Origin of the sequence: Myroides marinus, assembly GCF_900109075.1 — a bacterium.
Taxonomy (GTDB): domain Bacteria; phylum Bacteroidota; class Bacteroidia; order Flavobacteriales; family Flavobacteriaceae; genus Flavobacterium; species Flavobacterium marinum_A.
Genome location: NZ_FNYS01000001.1, coordinates 281064 through 295977, shown reverse-complemented (window position 1 = coordinate 295977; position 14914 = coordinate 281064). Strand labels below are relative to the sequence as shown.

The following is a 14914-nucleotide window of genomic DNA, read 5'->3' as shown; positions in this document are numbered from 1 at the left end:
AATACTCAAGTATTATAGATAGATCTCTTTTCCTAGTTCTATAAACTCTTCTGATTTTTCACGCATACCTTGTTCTGCTGAGTCTCTGATTTCTTGAGATATCTTCATAGAACAAAACTTCGGTCCACACATAGAACAGAAGTGAGCTACTTTTGCACCATCAGCGGGTAGTGTTTCATCGTGAAACTCTCTTGCTGTATCTGGATCTAGTGATAGATTAAACTGATCTTCCCATCTAAACTCAAAACGAGCTTTACTTAATGCATTATCTCTATACTGTGCTCCAGGATGTCCCTTTGCTAAGTCAGCTGCATGTGCTGCCAGTTTATAAGTAATAACCCCATCTTTAACGTCTTTTTTATTAGGTAAACCTAAGTGTTCTTTAGGTGTTACATAACATAGCATAGCAGTTCCATACCATCCTATCATAGCAGCACCTATAGCTGAAGTGATATGATCATATCCAGGTGCTATATCTGTAGTTAGAGGTCCTAAAGTATAGAATGGAGCTTCTCCACAGTCTCGTAGTTGCTTCTCCATATTTTCTTTAATCATGTGCATAGGTACGTGACCAGGACCTTCTATCATTACTTGTACATCGTGTTTCCAAGCAATCTTCGTCAGTTCTCCTAAAGTTTCTAGTTCTGCAAACTGAGCAGCGTCATTAGCATCAGCTATTGAACCAGGTCTTAGTCCATCACCTAGAGAAAAGGCGATATCATACTTCTTCATAATCTCACATATTTCTTCAAAGTGTGTGTATAAGAAGTTTTCTTTGTGGTGGAACAGACACCACTTAGCCATAATAGAACCACCACGAGATACAATACCTGTTACACGGTTAGCTGTTAGATGTATATATCGAAGTAGTACTCCAGCGTGAATTGTAAAGTAAGAAACTCCTTGCTCAGCTTGCTCTATTAGGGTATCTCTAAATATCTCCCAAGTAAGATCTTCTGCAATTCCTTTTACCTTTTCTAATGCCTGATAGATAGGAACAGTTCCAATAGGCACTGGTGAGTTTCGGATAATCCACTCTCTCGTCTCGTGTATATTTTTACCTGTTGACAAGTCCATAATAGTATCTGCTCCCCAACGACAAGCCCATACTGCTTTCTCTACTTCTTCGTCGATAGATGAGGTAACTGCACTATTACCTATGTTGGCGTTTATCTTCACTAAGAAATTACGACCTATAATCATAGGCTCGCTTTCTGGGTGGTTGATATTATTAGGGATTATGGCACGTCCACTTGCTATTTCTTCACGTACAAATTCGGGAGTAATGAAATTCTTAGGTGTATTAGCACCAAAGCTATTGCCTTGGTGTTGATGTCTCATTGCTTCAGTAGTATAGTTTAACTGCTCTATTCTCTGGTTTTCTCTGATAGCTACATACTCCATCTCAGGAGTTATAATTCCTTTCTTAGCATAATAAAGTTGAGTAACATTAGCTCCTGCTTTAGCTTCTTTAGGGTTATGTCTAAACTCAAAGCGCAAGTGATCTAATTTATCATCTGCTAATCTAGCTTTACCATATTCAGAAGTGATAGATGAGAGTGTCTCTACATCATTTCTATCTAATATCCATTCTTCTCTTAGACGAGGAATACCTTTTCGGATATCGATGGTGATGTTAGGATCTGTGTAAGGTCCTGATGTATCATAGACTGTTACGGGATTGTTTTTTTCGGTACCTCCGTTAGATAGTTTAGTGTCATTTAGAGATATTTCTCTCATCGCCACCTGTATAGGATATAGTGTTCCCTTTACATAAATCTTTTTAGAGTTAGGGAAAGGTGTTTGTGAGATACTGTGTTGTTCCATTGTTTTATAAAGTTTTAAATAGTGATTACTTGTTTATACGAATGGAATCAACCACCTTGTGTAGCGGTTATAATTAAGATATCATCTGTTGCAGATAGTATATGAGTTTCCCAACTGTGTTTAGAAATAACACATTGGTTGACAGCAATAGCAATACCTTTCTGTTTGTTTGGATTATAAATATCCAACATTGACTGAATGCTTAATGTATCAGAGTCAAATTGTACTAGTTGATTGTTGATTTTGAGTTCCATTCCTTTTCGTTTTTATATATAACTTTAGGAATGGCTACAATAGGGTACGAACGTACCTCTCTAATGAAGTCATCTTACTTTTCCCTACGCTAGTATTAACTAGATCAGGTTCCAAGGGTGAAGTCTCAGCCTACAATATGATGTAGACACCCCTAAAGCTTGAGACAAATATAGATAAATATTTATACCAAACAAATTATATGTTCAGTTACCATACGGCATAAAAAAAACGCTGAGGTATAATTCTCAGCGTTTTTTGTTATATTCTTTCAGCGTATATAATGTAGTATCTAGGAGTGAACCATCTCAGTATTGGTCTGAAACCAAGTTTCTTAATGGGATGTGTCCAACTGTCTCTGTCGATGATCTTATATCCAGCTTTTTCTACAAGCCAATCCAGTTGCCATGGTTCAAATTCATGGTAATGTCTATCTAACATATCTGTTTTACTTCTGTATGCAGTCGAAAACCATAATCTTAGAGGAACTGAAATTACTATTTTAGGAGCTTTATTAGCTTTTAATACAGTGTAAGGATTAAGTAAATGCTCTACTATTTCGAAAGCAGTAAGTACATCGTAATTGGTATTTACTAGAGCACTTTGATTCTCATCTAGGTCTTCACCTGTAGTATTGATAACTTTATACCCATCCTCTTGCATTATTTTGCTTAAAGGGTTTATTACTCCTAGATCCAGTATAGTAGATTCTTTTGAAATATGTTTGTTTACAAATTCCATTGTTTTGTGGAATCGTTTACTCGGATATGTTTTTTCGTACATAGATATTTTAACTCGCTGATATAGTTTCAGCCTCAGTTGTGTTTTTTGATATTTTATTTACAATGATTGCTATAGCACCATCTCCCATTACGTTACATGCAGTACCGAAACTATCCATAGCGATGTATAATGCAATCATTAAACTCTGTTGTTCAGTATCAAACCCTAAGATAGAAGCTAATACTCCTAGTGACGCCATAATAGCCCCACCTGGAACACCAGGAGCTGCCACCATAGCTATACCTAGCATAAAGATAAATCCTACCATTACTGTAAAGTCAATGCTTTGCCCTTGAACTAGCATTAGAGCTATCGCACAGGCTACTATCTTTAGTGTACTACCAGATAAGTGAATAGTGGCACATAGAGGAATAGTGAAACCTGCAATTTTAGGACTCACATTATTTTTTAGTGTTTGTTCTAACGTTACTGGTATAGTTGCAGCAGATGACTGTGTCCCTAGAGCAGTGAAGTACGCAGGTAGCATATTTTTCATTAACTCAAATGGGTTTTGTTTACTGATCATACCAGCAATTACGTACTGGAATAATAGTACAAAAATATGTAAAACAAAGATTACTCCAATTATCTTTAAGAAAGTACCTAGCACTACATAAACCTGACCATTGTAAGTCATGTTTAAGAATATACCGAAAATAAACAACGGTAAGAAGGGGATGATTGCCTTATTGATTAATGACATGATAATATTCTGAAAGTCGTTAAAAATGCCTTCTAAATACTTGAAATCACCTTTAGAAATACCTATTCCCAATATAAAAGATATAATCAATGCACTCATAACGTCAAACATAGGGGGCATTTCTATATTAAAATATGGAGATAAGTTCTTTGTAGATTCTACTACATCACCTAACTGCCCTAAAGAAAGGATATTTGGGAATGTAGCTATACTCACTCCGTAGGATACGAAACCAGCAAAAAGAGTGGAGCCATATGCGATACCGGTGGTTATCAAAAGAAGTTTACCAGCGTTCTTACCAATGTTACCAATAGCTGGTACGATAAGCCCAATGATGATAAGCGGAATAGAGAAGCCTAAAAAGCCTCCGAAAATACTATTGAAAGTACTAAAGATTCTTCCTATTGATTCAGGAAGATAATTACCTAACACACTACCTAATCCGATAGCGATTACAATCTGAATTAACAGATTCTTTTTTAAGAATTTCATAATAAAAATAGTTGCGTCAGGTAAAAGTAATAAAAAAAGCCTCAGAATAAACTGAGGCTTTTAATAAATATTGCTAAAAGGTTAAATGATTAACCTAATGAAGCTCTTTTGAATCCTGTGATTTCTACGTTGAAACCTTTAACATAGTCAGACACTTTTTTAGATTCATCTTTGATGAAGTTTTGGTCTAATAATGCTTTTTCTTGGTCTAAAGTAGTGTTATCACTGATGAAACGTTGGATTTTACCTGGTAAGATTCTATCCCAAATGTTTTCTGGTTTACCTTCAGCTTTTAATTCAGCTTTAGCATCTTCTTCCGCTTGTTTTAATACTTCTTCAGTAATTTGAGCGTAAGAAATATATTGAGGTACATTTTTAAGAGTTTTTCCTAAACGTACTAATTCTTCATTTTCTTTAACGATAACAGCGATACGAGCTTCAGTTTCTTTAGCTACGAATTCTGCATCAAAATCTTTGTAAGATAAAGTATCAGCACCCATAGAAGCAACTTGCATAGATACGTCTTTAGCAATCTCGTCAGCTTTAGCAACAGCTTCAGATAAAGCAGTGATAGCAGCGATTTTGTTTCCGTGAACGTAAGATCCGATGAAAGCACCTTCTAATACTTCGAAAGAACCGATCTCGATTTTCTCACCGATAACTCCAGTTTGCTCAACACATTTTTCAGCAACAGTCATAGTAGCGTCAAATGGAGAAGCTAAGAATTCTTCTTTAGAATTGAAGTTGATAGCTTTTTCAGCTAATTCTTTTGCTAAAGCTTGGAATCCTTCGTTTTTACCTACGAAGTCAGTCTCACAGTTTAATGTAAGAACAACACCTCTAGTTTTGTCTGCATTAACTAAAGCTACAGCAGCACCCTCGCTTGACTCACGGTCAGAACGGTTAGCAGCAACTTTTTGTCCTTTTTTACGTAAAACTTCGATTGCTTTATCGAAATCTCCTTCAGCTTCAACTAAAGCTTTTTTACAGTCCATCATTCCGGCACCTGTTTGTTGTCTTAGTTTATTTACTTCTGCAGCAGTAATATTTGCCATTTTAAAAGAGTATTAATGAGTTAATAAAAAAAAGTCGTTATCGACAGTGTATACAAAGGTAGACAACTATCAGCATAACGACTTTATGATATTGTTAAAAAATTATGCCTTAGCAGCAGGAGCTTCTACTTTAGTAGCTTCTTCTTTTTCAGACTTTCTTTCTGCATTACCTTCGATAATAGCAGAAGTCACTAATGATAAAATTTTATCGATTGATTTAGAAGCATCATCGTTTGCTGGAATAACGAAATCAACTTGACGTGGGTCAGAGTTCGTATCAACCATAGCGAAGATCGGAATGTTTAATTTTTGAGCTTCTTTTATCGCAATGTGTTCAGCTTTAATATCTACAACAAATAGAGCTGCTGGTAGACGAGTCATGTCAGCAATAGAACCTAAGTTTTTCTCTAATTTTGCACGAAGACGTTCAACTTGTAAACGCTCTTTCTTAGAAAGAGTCATAAATGTACCGTCTTTTTTCATTCTATCGATCATAGCCATTTTCTTAACAGCTTTTCTGATAGTAACGAAGTTTGTTAACATACCACCTGGCCATCTTTCAGTGATGTAAGGCATGTTAGCAGCAGCTGCTTTTTCAGCTACGATGTCTTTCGCTTGCTTTTTAGTTGCAACGAAAAGGATTTTTCTTCCTGATGCAGCGATTTTTTTCAAAGCTTCATTAGCTTCTTCAATTTTAGCTGCAGTTTTATATAGATTGATAATGTGAATACCATTACGCTCCATATAGATATAAGGAGCCATGTTTGGATCCCATTTTCTAGTCATGTGTCCGAAGTGAACACCTGCTTCTAGTAAATCTTTTACTTCTACTTTGTTTGCCATTTTCTAATAGTTTACGTTCTGTTACTTTAGCAATAATCTAAGTAGCAATACCGAAGTACTGGTCTTGATTATTTAGATGCTAAACTACCTCTTACAGCATTTTGTAAGTGGGGCAACAAAAACCCAGATTTTTAATAATAAATAAATATTAACGTTTAGAGAATTGGAATCTCTTACGAGCTTTCTTCTGACCGAATTTCTTACGCTCAACCATACGAGGGTCACGAGTAAGTAATCCTTCTGGTTTTAAGATTGCTCTGTTCTCAACATCAAGTTCACACATTGCTCTAGCGATAGCCATACGCACTGCTTCAGCTTGTCCTGTTGTTCCTCCACCGTATACATTTACTTTTACGTCAAAGTTCTCAGCGTTTTCAGTCATTGAAAGTGGCTGTAATACTTTGTACTGTAATGTACCAGTTGGGAAATAAGTTTTAAAATCTTTTTTGTTAACTGTGATGTTTCCTGTTCCTTCTGAAACGTAAACACGAGCAACAGCGGTTTTTCTTCTACCGATTTTGTGAATAACTCCCATTACTTAATTTCGTTTAAATTAACGGCCTTAGGTTGTTGAGCTTCATGTTTGTGCTCAGAACCTACATTAACATTTAAATTACGGAATAATTGTGCTCCTAATTTGTTTTTAGGCAACATTCCTTTTACTGCTTTCTCGATTAATAATGCAGGGTTTTTTTGTTGCATTACTTTAGCAGTTAATTCTCTTTGTCCTCCTGGGTAACCTGTGTGACGGATGTAAGTCTTGTCATCTAATTTGTTACCTGTTAGGTTGATTTTCTCTGCGTTGATAACGATTACGTTGTCTCCACAGTCTACGTGCGGTGTGTAACTTGGTTTGTGTTTACCTCTTAAAAGTACTGCAACTTTAGAAGCAAGACGTCCCAAATTTTGACCTTCAGCGTCAACAATTAACCACTCTTTTTGAGCAGTTGCTTTGTTAGCCGATACTGTCTTGTAGCTTAAACTTTCCACAATAAATTTGTATTTAATTAAACATTCCATTCCCAATTAAGGGAGTGCAAAAGTACAATTAATTCTGTACTTTACAAATTTCTACTTCCTTTTTTCGAAAATATTGGCTCTCAATTGTTTGACTAACAATCGTATCGGTACTCATTCATGTCTTGTGATATATGCTTTTTAGGAAGTAATATTTACTATTAATTTTTTTTATAGTATTTTCTTTCTTTGACTGTGTTTAAATGTCAGGTATTTAGTATTTTAGGTGTTAATATTTTAAGTGTATGAGAAGAGTTATTACATCTTTTTTGTTTGGACTTGGTCTACTTTCTGTTATTGCATGTGTAGATAAAGAAGCAGAAGAGTCTTATAGTTACCCGATAAGTGATACTGATTCGACTATAGTAGATAGTGAAGAGGTGCCAGATGAGGATATGATGTGGAGACAACCACCTGATATAGCATTCAGTGGTTTAGATAATGTCATGGAACATGTGCACAGTACATCGACACAGCTAGTATATAGCTCCGTACCTGATGTAGTACAGATGGTGGTGACTAATAGTTCTGAATGGGATATAGTATCAGAGCCTGGATATGAGATAAGCAGAAAGGAAGGTGACGATTGGGTATTATTAGATATGTCTCATATCACATTTGAACAGGAGAATGATAGTATTAAGATAGGAGAGAGTAAGACTTTTAATATTAATTTATTCTCAGATAAATTGTCTTATAATGAAGGTGTCTATCGTATACGTAAATTATTTAGTTTTGAATGGGCGCGTTTTGAGCAAGATATAGAGATTGTTATTGAATAGTCCTTTATATGATTTTATTCAGTTAGTAGTAGTTGTATTTTAGATATATGTATATATTAAAAGAATCCCCTAATATTGTTTTCAAGAGAAGACAGTATTAGGGGGATATTTATTTTAGATAGACTCTATCCTATCTGTTTAGTTCAGATCGCTTAAGTCAGTATTAGTCTCTACTTCGTATGCTGCTTTATTTTGTTTGAAGATACGTGCTTGGTGCTCACCTCTCAGTATTATCACATCACCCTTTACTTCTAGCCAACTACCTTCTCTAAGACCAAGTACAGGTTGAGTATTAAATGCGTGAAATTCATTAATACGCGTCTCTCTCGTCTCTCCCATATGAGTAGAGCCTTCGATAGGATCTAGGTAATGTGGGTTAAGGTTAAAAGGAACAAATCCGAATGTCTTAAATGAAGGTGGATATACGATAGGCATATCATTAGTAGTTTCCATAGTCAGACCACAGATATTGCTCCCTGCACTACACCCTAGATAAGGAGTGCCATTATTCACTGCCTCTTTTACCGCGTCTAGCACACTTGTTCTATATAGTTGTTGTACTAATAAGAATGTATTACCACCACCTGTGAATATACCTTCTGCTTTCTGTACAGCTTCTACTGGATTATTATATTCATGAATTCCTTTTACATCTATTCCTATAGAAGCGAATGCTGTACGCACCTTATCAGTATATTGATCATGAGTGATACCACTAGGGCGTGCGTATGGTATAAATAATAATGTAGATACGTTTTTAAAGTGCTCCTTTAATGTAGGTAATAAGTACTCTAGGTACGTACCATTATATATAGTAGATGTACTAGCTATGATTAGATTCTTCATAAGGATAATAATTTTTGTAAAAATAAGCCGTTTAAATAGAACATTGGTCTTTTATCGGGCAAATGTTCACCTAACTAAACAAAACACTATAATGATTAACTTTTTGAGACTACTGAGTCTAGCGGTACTACTGTGGTGTAGTATCGGATATGCTCAGGAGAACACTTCTTTTATAAACGGAAAGATAGTAGTACGTAGAGGCAGTGTAGATGCTATCTCTGTTATTAATGCTACTAAGAACGCTTCTATACTATCAGATAAGTATGGCTACTTCAGCATCAGTAGTCAGGTAGGAGATACACTAAAGTTTATTAGTCCTAATTATATAGAGTATACTTATGTAGTCAATGAATTTGATATAAAGAGAAACCCTGTTCTCTTTCCATTAGAACCGTTATTTACAATGAATCAGTTAGACGAGATTGTGATTACTAAGATAGATAGTGATGCATTAGGTATTACTAATCAATATACCAAAAGGCATACTCCTGCTGAGCGTCAACTAAAGAAAGCTACTACAGGAGGAGGTATTATACCTGTAGATCCTATTGTCAATTACTTTACAGGTAGAACAGCTATGCTTAAGAAGGCGGTAGCTTATGAGAAGGAAGGAACTAGAACAGAGAAGCTTTTAGACTTAGTAAGTAGAGATCGTCTAGTGTCCTATTATAAGATACCAGCAGATTATGTAGATAGTTTTGCATATTACGCAGTAAGTAAACCTGAAGTTAAGGAGGTGCTTAATGCTAGCGTGATAGATACTCGATACTTAGAAAGGTACTTAACACCGATTGTATTTGAGTTTATAGAATTAATTAATAAATCAGACAAAGAATCTATAGATACTAAAGTCAAATAATAATTATAGTTAAGTTACACTATAGTTAGTTATTGATGTATATCAGCTGAATCCCCTAATATAGATATGAGAAGTGTTTTTCCACTATTTAGTCTATTTATCTTCTTTGTTTGTCCTTATTGTATAGGACAGACTAGAGGAGAGGTTATATATGGCAAGATAGTAGTACGCAGTGGCAGTGCAGATGCTATTTCTGTTATTAATACAACTAAGAACGCATCTGTACTATCAGATAAATTAGGCCACTTTGATATCGGTAGTCAGGTAGGAGATACACTAAAGTTTATTAGTCCTAATCATATAGAGTATGCTTATGTAGTTAATGAGTTTGATCTTGGGAGAAAGCAAGTTCTATTTCCACTAGAACCCTTGTTTTCAATGAATCGATTAGATGAGATTGTCATCACTAAGATAGATAGTGATGCACTAGGGTTTACTAATCAGTTTACCAAGAGATATACGCCTGCTGAACGTCAGATAAAAAAAGCTACTACATCTCCAGGAGGAGGAATGTTAGTTATGCCAATAGATCCTATTGTTAATTACTTAAATGGAAGGACTGGGGCGCTTAAAAAAGCATTATCTTATGAGAAGGAAGATACTAGAACAGAGAAGCTCCTAGACCTAGTGAGTAGAGATCGCTTAGTATCATATTATAAGATACCAATAGATTATGTAGATAGTTTTGCTTATTATGCGATAAGTAAACAGGAGGTTAAGGATATACTCAATGCTAGCGTGGTAGATACTCGATATTTAGAGAAACTCTTAACGCCAGTCGTATTCGATTTTATAGAATTGATTAATAGAGAAGTAAAACAAAATTAGATTATTATGCGTTGTACTAAGCCATTCTTATTTGTTGTGTTTTTATTGTTTCACGTCTTTGCTTTTGCACAGCAAGGCTTGAAGAGTCTACATGGTAAGATAATTAGCAATGAAGGAAGTAAAGAAGGAGTTACGATTATCAATGTAAGCAAAGGGATTTTTGTAGTATCAGATGATGCTGGTTATTTTGATATCAATAGTCAGGCTATGGATACACTTCGCTTTATAAGCCCTACCTTCTTACTGTACACCTACGTAATCAAGGATGCGGACTTTGATCGTGATCCTGTGCTCTTTCCTTTAGAACGAAATAAGTCAGGTGAGATATTAGAAGAGATTATTATTACTAAGAAACCTAGTCATATCTATACTTATAAATCTAAAGGACCTTCACCAGTAGAGCGAAAGTTAGCTTCTGCTACCTCGGGTATTATCACTCCATTGATCAACTTGATTAATGGACGAACAGCTATGCTGAAAAAAGCCTTGCTTTATGAAAGAGAAGGGTTCAGAGTAGAGAAGTTTTTAGATTATATACCCCCAGAGAGATTAACCACTCAGTTTAATATACCTTATGATTATGCAGAAGGTTTTGCTTTCTATGCTGTGCTTAATGATAAGGTGAAAGAGGCTTTAGTTATTACTCCAGTCGATGTTCATTATCTAGAAGGAATTATCACTCCTCTAGCTGTCGACTTTTTAGACTTGATAAACCAAGACGATAAAAAGATGTTAAATAATAAAACAGAATAATTTTTATTAGAAGTATTCGTTTTAGTTTATATCTGTTATCATTAGGGGAGCAGATCACCTTACTAAACACTATTGCTAATATGAAAAGCACACACTCACTATGGTGCCTTTTCTTCTTCCTTATTTATTTAAGTAGTATAGCGCAGCAGAGTACTGATGTGTTACATGGGAGAATTATTACTCGAGAGGGTAGTAGAGAAGGTATTGTAGTAACGAATAAGACTAAGGGTAACTCTGTACTGTCTGATAAGATTGGTTATTTTGATATCAACAGTCAAGTAAACGATACCCTAAAGTTTACTAGTCCTTTCCATATCGAATATACTTATGTAGTAACTGAACTTGATATGAAGCGCAACCCTGTTCTGTTTCCTCTAGAACAATTGTATGAAGTAAATCAGCTAAACGAAATCGTAATCACTAAGTATAGCGGGGGCTCTCTTGGACTCTTTGAGGGAATAGGAAAGAAATATACTCCCGCAGAACGCAAGCTTAGAACAGCTACTACAGGATCTCTAGATTTATTAGTCAATGCTTTAAATGGGCGTACTTCTGTATTAAAGAAAAATCTAGAGTATGAACGCGAAGGTAGCAGGATAGAGAAGTTCTTAGACGCAGTAGATAATAGTCGTTTAGTGACTTACTTTAAGATACCGAGTGACTATACCGAAAGCTTTGTATACTATGCAGTAACTAAGGCAGAGGTAAAAGATATGCTAAATAGAAATCCTATGGATCCGGGTGCGTTAGAGAAGATTATCACCCCTATTGTCTTTGAATTTTTAGAGATGATAAAAGAGCAACCTGCTACAACAGTTTCGCCTTTAAATGGGTAGGGATGTAAGTTTATTTAACATAAGTTTGCAGATGTAAAATTTGTACGTTGTACAGAATAAGATATTTTTACAACAATAATTACAGAATGATGAGATTTTTTATAGCCTTTCTACTAATATTGAACATATCTACAATATTTGGACAAGAAAGAAAGATAATAGATGGTAAGATTGTAGCGAGAACTAAGCAGCTAGAGGGTGTCTATGTAGCTAATATCAATACTGGAGAATCTTATATGACGAGAGAAGGAGGGTATTTTAGAATAAAGGCACAGGAGAATGATACCTTGATGTTTTCGGGGCCGTTATTTTTAGGATATAGACATAAGCTAGATAATATAGACTTTAAACGTGACTTAGTATTAATCCCATTAGAACCTAACTCGCTATACTATGAGTTAGACGAGATTATAATCACTAAGATTACAGCGGAGTCTCTAGGATTAGTACCTAAAGGGACTAAGATACGTACACCTGCTGAGCGTAAGATATATACAGCTACTACGGGTAGTGGACTAATCTCTGTAGATGCTATCGTTAATATGATTTCTGGTCGTACTAAGATGCTTAAGAAAGCGTTAGCCTACGAACGACAAGAGACTCGTAAAGACAAATTCCTGAATATAGTAAGTGAAGAAAAACTGATTAAGGATTACAGTATCCCGAAAGACTATGTCAACGGATTTGCTTATTATGTGGCTACAGATGAGCTGATGTCATCTTATCTTAATGCTACTGTACCAGACTCTAATAAGGTGACAAGTTATACAGGAGAGTTAGCTTTAAACTTTATCCAATTGATTAATGAGAAGGAGGTAGAGAAGGGTAAGCAGGCTAAGATAGAATAGTTTAACAAATGGTTTATACGAAAATCTATACAGAAATTTAATAAACTTCGTAGATTTGTAATCTTATAATTATAAAAAACACTTTATGTTTGGAATCGGTGGCGGAGAAATTTTCTTCATATTATTAGTAGTCTTAATGTTATTTGGTTCAGATAAAGTGCCTGAGATGGCTCGTACTTTTGGTAAGTTTATGGCTCAGGTTAAGAATGCTACTAACGATATTAAACACGAGATTAATAGAAGTGCAGAAGAATCAGGTATCAAAAAAGAGATAACAGAGACTTTTGACATGGACATTAACCCAATGAAAGATATGAACCCATTACAGGATATTCAGAACGAGGTAGAGAAGCAGAAAGAAGATATAGAGAATATCACTGGACCTATTAAAAGACAATTGTAATGATAGAGACACTTATACAGTGGGACAAAGAATTATTAGTGTATCTAAATAATTTAGGAAGTACTACATATGATCCATTCTGGTTATTTATCACTAAGCAACTTAATTGGTTGCCGTTTTATATCCTACTGTTATACCTAGTCTATAAGAAGGTATCACTAAAAACTCTAGGAGTAGTACTGTTAGTGATAGCTGGACTTATCGCATTTACAGATCAGTTTACTAATCTAGTAAAGGGATACTTCGCTAGACCTAGACCGTGTAATACAGAAGATATACAGAGTATGTTGAGAATTGTAAAATGTAGTAGTACTAACAGTTTCTTCTCAGGGCATGCGTCTAACTCTACTGCTACTATGTTATTCTTATTCTTATTATTGAGAAGATATTATAAGTATGCATTCTTAGTGTTCATATTCCCATTAGTATTTGCGTATAGTCGTATATACTTATCATTACACTTCCCTGGAGATATCTTAGTAGGTATGTGTGCAGGGACACTGACAGGAACTTTATTCTACAACCTGTTTAAATGGTTAGAAAAGAAATATAAACTGGTTTAATCCAGTACTAAAAAAGGCTTAGAGTGTTCTCTAAGCCTTTTTTATTTATCTTACTCTAGATACTGTAAGCCCATCTCTAATCGGTAGGAGTATAGTCTCTACACGAGGATCTTCTTTTAGTAATTTATTGTACTGATCTATCTCTATAGTAGCTCTGTCATTCCACTTAATCTCTTCGACTACCTTCCCTGACCATAACACATTGTCAGATAGGATAATTCCCCCCTTGTTCATCTTCTCTATGATAAGGTGAAAGTAGTTAGTGTAATTCTTTTTGTCTGCATCTAAAAATACTAAATCAAACTTTTTGTCTAACGTAGGGATAATGTCTAATGCACTACCTAAGTGTTGTGTGATCTGCTCACCATATCCAGACATATCGAAGTACTTGCGTTGGAAGTCTACTAGTTCTTCATTCACATCGATAGTGTCGATGGTACCATCTGCTCTCAGACCTTCTGCTAAGCTTAATGTAGCATACCCAGTGAATGTACCTACCTCTAATATATGCTGAGGGTTGACTAGCTTAGATATCATACTTAAAAAACGACCTTGAAAATGTCCACTTAACATTCTAGGTTGCAATACTTTTTGGTAAGTTTCTTTATCTAGTTTTGCTAATAATTCTGGCTCATCTTCTGAGTGTCTTGCAGCATAATCCTCTAGCTCTGGTGATATAAAATGCATAATCGTAATTCAAGTATTATTTAAGGGCACAAATATAAAACTAGATTAACCGTCTGCCAAATACAACTGTAAATTTATGAGTATTAACGTTTTTAGGGTTGATGTTAGTGGGCTACTTACTACCTCATCTCTGTTTTGTGGTTGTTTCGTGTTGGATGAGTGAGTATTGAGTTAGGTGTATTTCCGTAGTGAGTCCGTTGTTTTAATCAAAACAACGGACTCACTACGGACTCATCACGGAGAGATAACGCACTTACTCAAAATAAGACATAGAGTGATATAGAGTAAAACACCAACAGATAGTTAGTAGATGGTTTGGGTACGAGTTTAGTATGGTTTTGAAAATAGCCTCTGAACCCAAGTAAACACTAGAAGTTACCAAACAGTATCCAAACAAATTAAAAATTATGTTTTATTGAATGCTGATATTCAGTATTTTATGTTTAAATGAATACTCCATAATTGACCATTATAACCATGAGAGGGCATTATCTCCAAATAAGGGCAGGTAAAGTGTTGGGTTTATTGTGTATGTAT

Annotated in this window: 18 protein-coding genes and 1 riboswitch; of the genes, 8 read left to right on the top strand and 10 right to left on the bottom strand. The window is 35.2% G+C overall.

The features are described from left to right. Positions 1 to 12: 12 nt before the first annotated feature. From thiC to rplM, 8 genes are all read right to left on the bottom strand, one after another. Positions 13 to 1827 (bottom strand): phosphomethylpyrimidine synthase ThiC, encoded by a 1815-nt coding sequence (thiC, locus tag BMX53_RS01365; protein WP_074744255.1) that lies wholly within the window; start codon positions 1825 to 1827, stop codon positions 13 to 15. A 47-nt stretch (positions 1828 to 1874) separates the two neighbouring features. Continuing rightward, positions 1875 to 2081 carry a sulfur carrier protein ThiS gene (thiS, locus tag BMX53_RS01360; RefSeq protein ID WP_074744253.1) on the bottom strand — a complete coding sequence of 69 codons (207 nt, stop codon included), beginning with the start codon at positions 2079 to 2081 and terminating at the stop codon, positions 1875 to 1877. A gap of 64 nt (positions 2082 to 2145) precedes the next feature. Then, positions 2146 to 2245, bottom strand: a riboswitch (TPP riboswitch). 95 nt (positions 2246 to 2340) lie between these two features. Next, entirely contained in the window at positions 2341 to 2820 is a 480-nt protein-coding gene (locus BMX53_RS01355) for a methyltransferase (protein ID WP_038985156.1), read from the bottom strand. A gap of 49 nt (positions 2821 to 2869) precedes the next feature. Beyond that, complete coding sequence (locus tag BMX53_RS01350) at positions 2870 to 4057, bottom strand: dicarboxylate/amino acid:cation symporter (RefSeq protein ID WP_074744251.1); 1188 nt, start codon at positions 4055 to 4057, stop codon at positions 2870 to 2872. 89 nt (positions 4058 to 4146) lie between these two features. Continuing rightward, the gene (gene tsf / locus BMX53_RS01345; RefSeq protein WP_038984936.1) at positions 4147 to 5112 is read right to left on the bottom strand and encodes a translation elongation factor Ts; all 966 of its coding nucleotides are present in this window, start codon (positions 5110 to 5112) and stop codon (positions 4147 to 4149) included. Between the two features lie 102 nt (positions 5113 to 5214). Continuing rightward, complete coding sequence (gene rpsB / locus BMX53_RS01340) at positions 5215 to 5955, bottom strand: 30S ribosomal protein S2 (RefSeq protein ID WP_038984935.1); 741 nt, start codon at positions 5953 to 5955, stop codon at positions 5215 to 5217. Between the two features lie 148 nt (positions 5956 to 6103). Then, positions 6104 to 6490, bottom strand: coding sequence for a 30S ribosomal protein S9 (rpsI, locus tag BMX53_RS01335; RefSeq protein WP_038984933.1), 387 nt, complete (start codon positions 6488 to 6490; stop codon positions 6104 to 6106). Beyond that, complete coding sequence (gene rplM / locus BMX53_RS01330) at positions 6490 to 6945, bottom strand: 50S ribosomal protein L13 (protein ID WP_038985154.1); 456 nt, start codon at positions 6943 to 6945, stop codon at positions 6490 to 6492. The genes rpsI and rplM overlap by 1 nt, the downstream gene beginning before the upstream one ends. Before the next feature lie 272 nt (positions 6946 to 7217). On the opposite strand from rplM, the gene BMX53_RS01325 reads away from it, so the two are divergent. Beyond that, positions 7218 to 7754: an immunoglobulin-like domain-containing protein gene (locus BMX53_RS01325; RefSeq protein WP_074744249.1), complete on the top strand. Its 537-nt coding sequence runs from the start codon at positions 7218 to 7220 to the stop codon at positions 7752 to 7754. A gap of 138 nt (positions 7755 to 7892) precedes the next feature. Here the strand turns inward: BMX53_RS01325 and pepE are convergent, their stop codons facing one another. Continuing rightward, positions 7893 to 8600, bottom strand: a complete 708-nt coding sequence (gene pepE, locus BMX53_RS01320; RefSeq protein WP_074744247.1) for a dipeptidase PepE — start codon at positions 8598 to 8600, stop codon at positions 7893 to 7895. Between the two features lie 91 nt (positions 8601 to 8691). On the opposite strand from pepE, the gene BMX53_RS01315 reads away from it, so the two are divergent. From BMX53_RS01315 to BMX53_RS01285, 7 genes are all read left to right on the top strand, one after another. Beyond that, a complete protein-coding gene (locus tag BMX53_RS01315) occupies positions 8692 to 9459 on the top strand; it encodes a hypothetical protein (RefSeq protein WP_074744245.1) in 768 nt (255 codons plus the stop codon). A 66-nt stretch (positions 9460 to 9525) separates the two neighbouring features. Next, positions 9526 to 10287, top strand: a complete 762-nt coding sequence (locus BMX53_RS01310) for a hypothetical protein (protein ID WP_074744243.1) — start codon at positions 9526 to 9528, stop codon at positions 10285 to 10287. A 6-nt stretch (positions 10288 to 10293) separates the two neighbouring features. Then, positions 10294 to 11040: a hypothetical protein gene (locus BMX53_RS01305; protein WP_074744241.1), complete on the top strand. Its 747-nt coding sequence runs from the start codon at positions 10294 to 10296 to the stop codon at positions 11038 to 11040. Positions 11041 to 11120: 80 nt separating this feature from the next. Further along, complete coding sequence (locus BMX53_RS01300; protein ID WP_074744239.1) at positions 11121 to 11876, top strand: hypothetical protein; 756 nt, start codon at positions 11121 to 11123, stop codon at positions 11874 to 11876. 86 nt (positions 11877 to 11962) lie between these two features. Continuing rightward, complete coding sequence (locus tag BMX53_RS01295; RefSeq protein WP_244154460.1) at positions 11963 to 12724, top strand: hypothetical protein; 762 nt, start codon at positions 11963 to 11965, stop codon at positions 12722 to 12724. A gap of 85 nt (positions 12725 to 12809) precedes the next feature. Further along, complete coding sequence (locus tag BMX53_RS01290) at positions 12810 to 13127, top strand: Sec-independent protein translocase subunit TatA/TatB (protein ID WP_038984921.1); 318 nt, start codon at positions 12810 to 12812, stop codon at positions 13125 to 13127. Then, the gene (locus BMX53_RS01285) at positions 13127 to 13690 is read left to right on the top strand and encodes a phosphatase PAP2 family protein (RefSeq protein WP_063175160.1); all 564 of its coding nucleotides are present in this window, start codon (positions 13127 to 13129) and stop codon (positions 13688 to 13690) included. The genes BMX53_RS01290 and BMX53_RS01285 overlap by 1 nt, the downstream gene beginning before the upstream one ends. Before the next feature lie 45 nt (positions 13691 to 13735). Here BMX53_RS01285 and BMX53_RS01280 read toward each other — a convergent pair whose 3' ends face one another. Then, entirely contained in the window at positions 13736 to 14377 is a 642-nt protein-coding gene (locus BMX53_RS01280; RefSeq protein WP_038984919.1) for an O-methyltransferase, read from the bottom strand. Between the last annotated feature and the right edge of the window lie 537 nt (positions 14378 to 14914).

Bases quoted from the DNA above. Each gene is read 5' to 3' on its own strand.
- thiC (WP_074744255.1), bottom strand. From the start codon at position 1,827: ATGGAACAACACAGTATCTCACAAACACCTTTCCCTAACTCTAAAAAG.
- thiS (WP_074744253.1), bottom strand. From the start codon at position 2,081: ATGGAACTCAAAATCAACAATCAACTAGTACAATTTGACTCTGATACA.
- BMX53_RS01355 (WP_038985156.1), bottom strand. From the start codon at position 2,820: ATGGAATTTGTAAACAAACATATTTCAAAAGAATCTACTATACTGGAT.
- BMX53_RS01350 (WP_074744251.1), bottom strand. From the start codon at position 4,057: ATGAAATTCTTAAAAAAGAATCTGTTAATTCAGATTGTAATCGCTATC.
- tsf (WP_038984936.1), bottom strand. From the start codon at position 5,112: ATGGCAAATATTACTGCTGCAGAAGTAAATAAACTAAGACAACAAACA.
- rpsB (WP_038984935.1), bottom strand. From the start codon at position 5,955: ATGGCAAACAAAGTAGAAGTAAAAGATTTACTAGAAGCAGGTGTTCAC.
- rpsI (WP_038984933.1), bottom strand. From the start codon at position 6,490: ATGGGAGTTATTCACAAAATCGGTAGAAGAAAAACCGCTGTTGCTCGT.
- BMX53_RS01325 (WP_074744249.1), top strand. From the start codon at position 7,218: ATGAGAAGAGTTATTACATCTTTTTTGTTTGGACTTGGTCTACTTTCT.
- pepE (WP_074744247.1), bottom strand. From the start codon at position 8,600: ATGAAGAATCTAATCATAGCTAGTACATCTACTATATATAATGGTACG.
- BMX53_RS01315 (WP_074744245.1), top strand. From the start codon at position 8,692: ATGATTAACTTTTTGAGACTACTGAGTCTAGCGGTACTACTGTGGTGT.
- BMX53_RS01310 (WP_074744243.1), top strand. From the start codon at position 9,526: ATGAGAAGTGTTTTTCCACTATTTAGTCTATTTATCTTCTTTGTTTGT.
- BMX53_RS01305 (WP_074744241.1), top strand. From the start codon at position 10,294: ATGCGTTGTACTAAGCCATTCTTATTTGTTGTGTTTTTATTGTTTCAC.
- BMX53_RS01300 (WP_074744239.1), top strand. From the start codon at position 11,121: ATGAAAAGCACACACTCACTATGGTGCCTTTTCTTCTTCCTTATTTAT.
- BMX53_RS01295 (WP_244154460.1), top strand. From the start codon at position 11,963: ATGATGAGATTTTTTATAGCCTTTCTACTAATATTGAACATATCTACA.
- BMX53_RS01290 (WP_038984921.1), top strand. From the start codon at position 12,810: ATGTTTGGAATCGGTGGCGGAGAAATTTTCTTCATATTATTAGTAGTC.
- BMX53_RS01285 (WP_063175160.1), top strand. From the start codon at position 13,127: ATGATAGAGACACTTATACAGTGGGACAAAGAATTATTAGTGTATCTA.
- BMX53_RS01280 (WP_038984919.1), bottom strand. From the start codon at position 14,377: ATGCATTTTATATCACCAGAGCTAGAGGATTATGCTGCAAGACACTCA.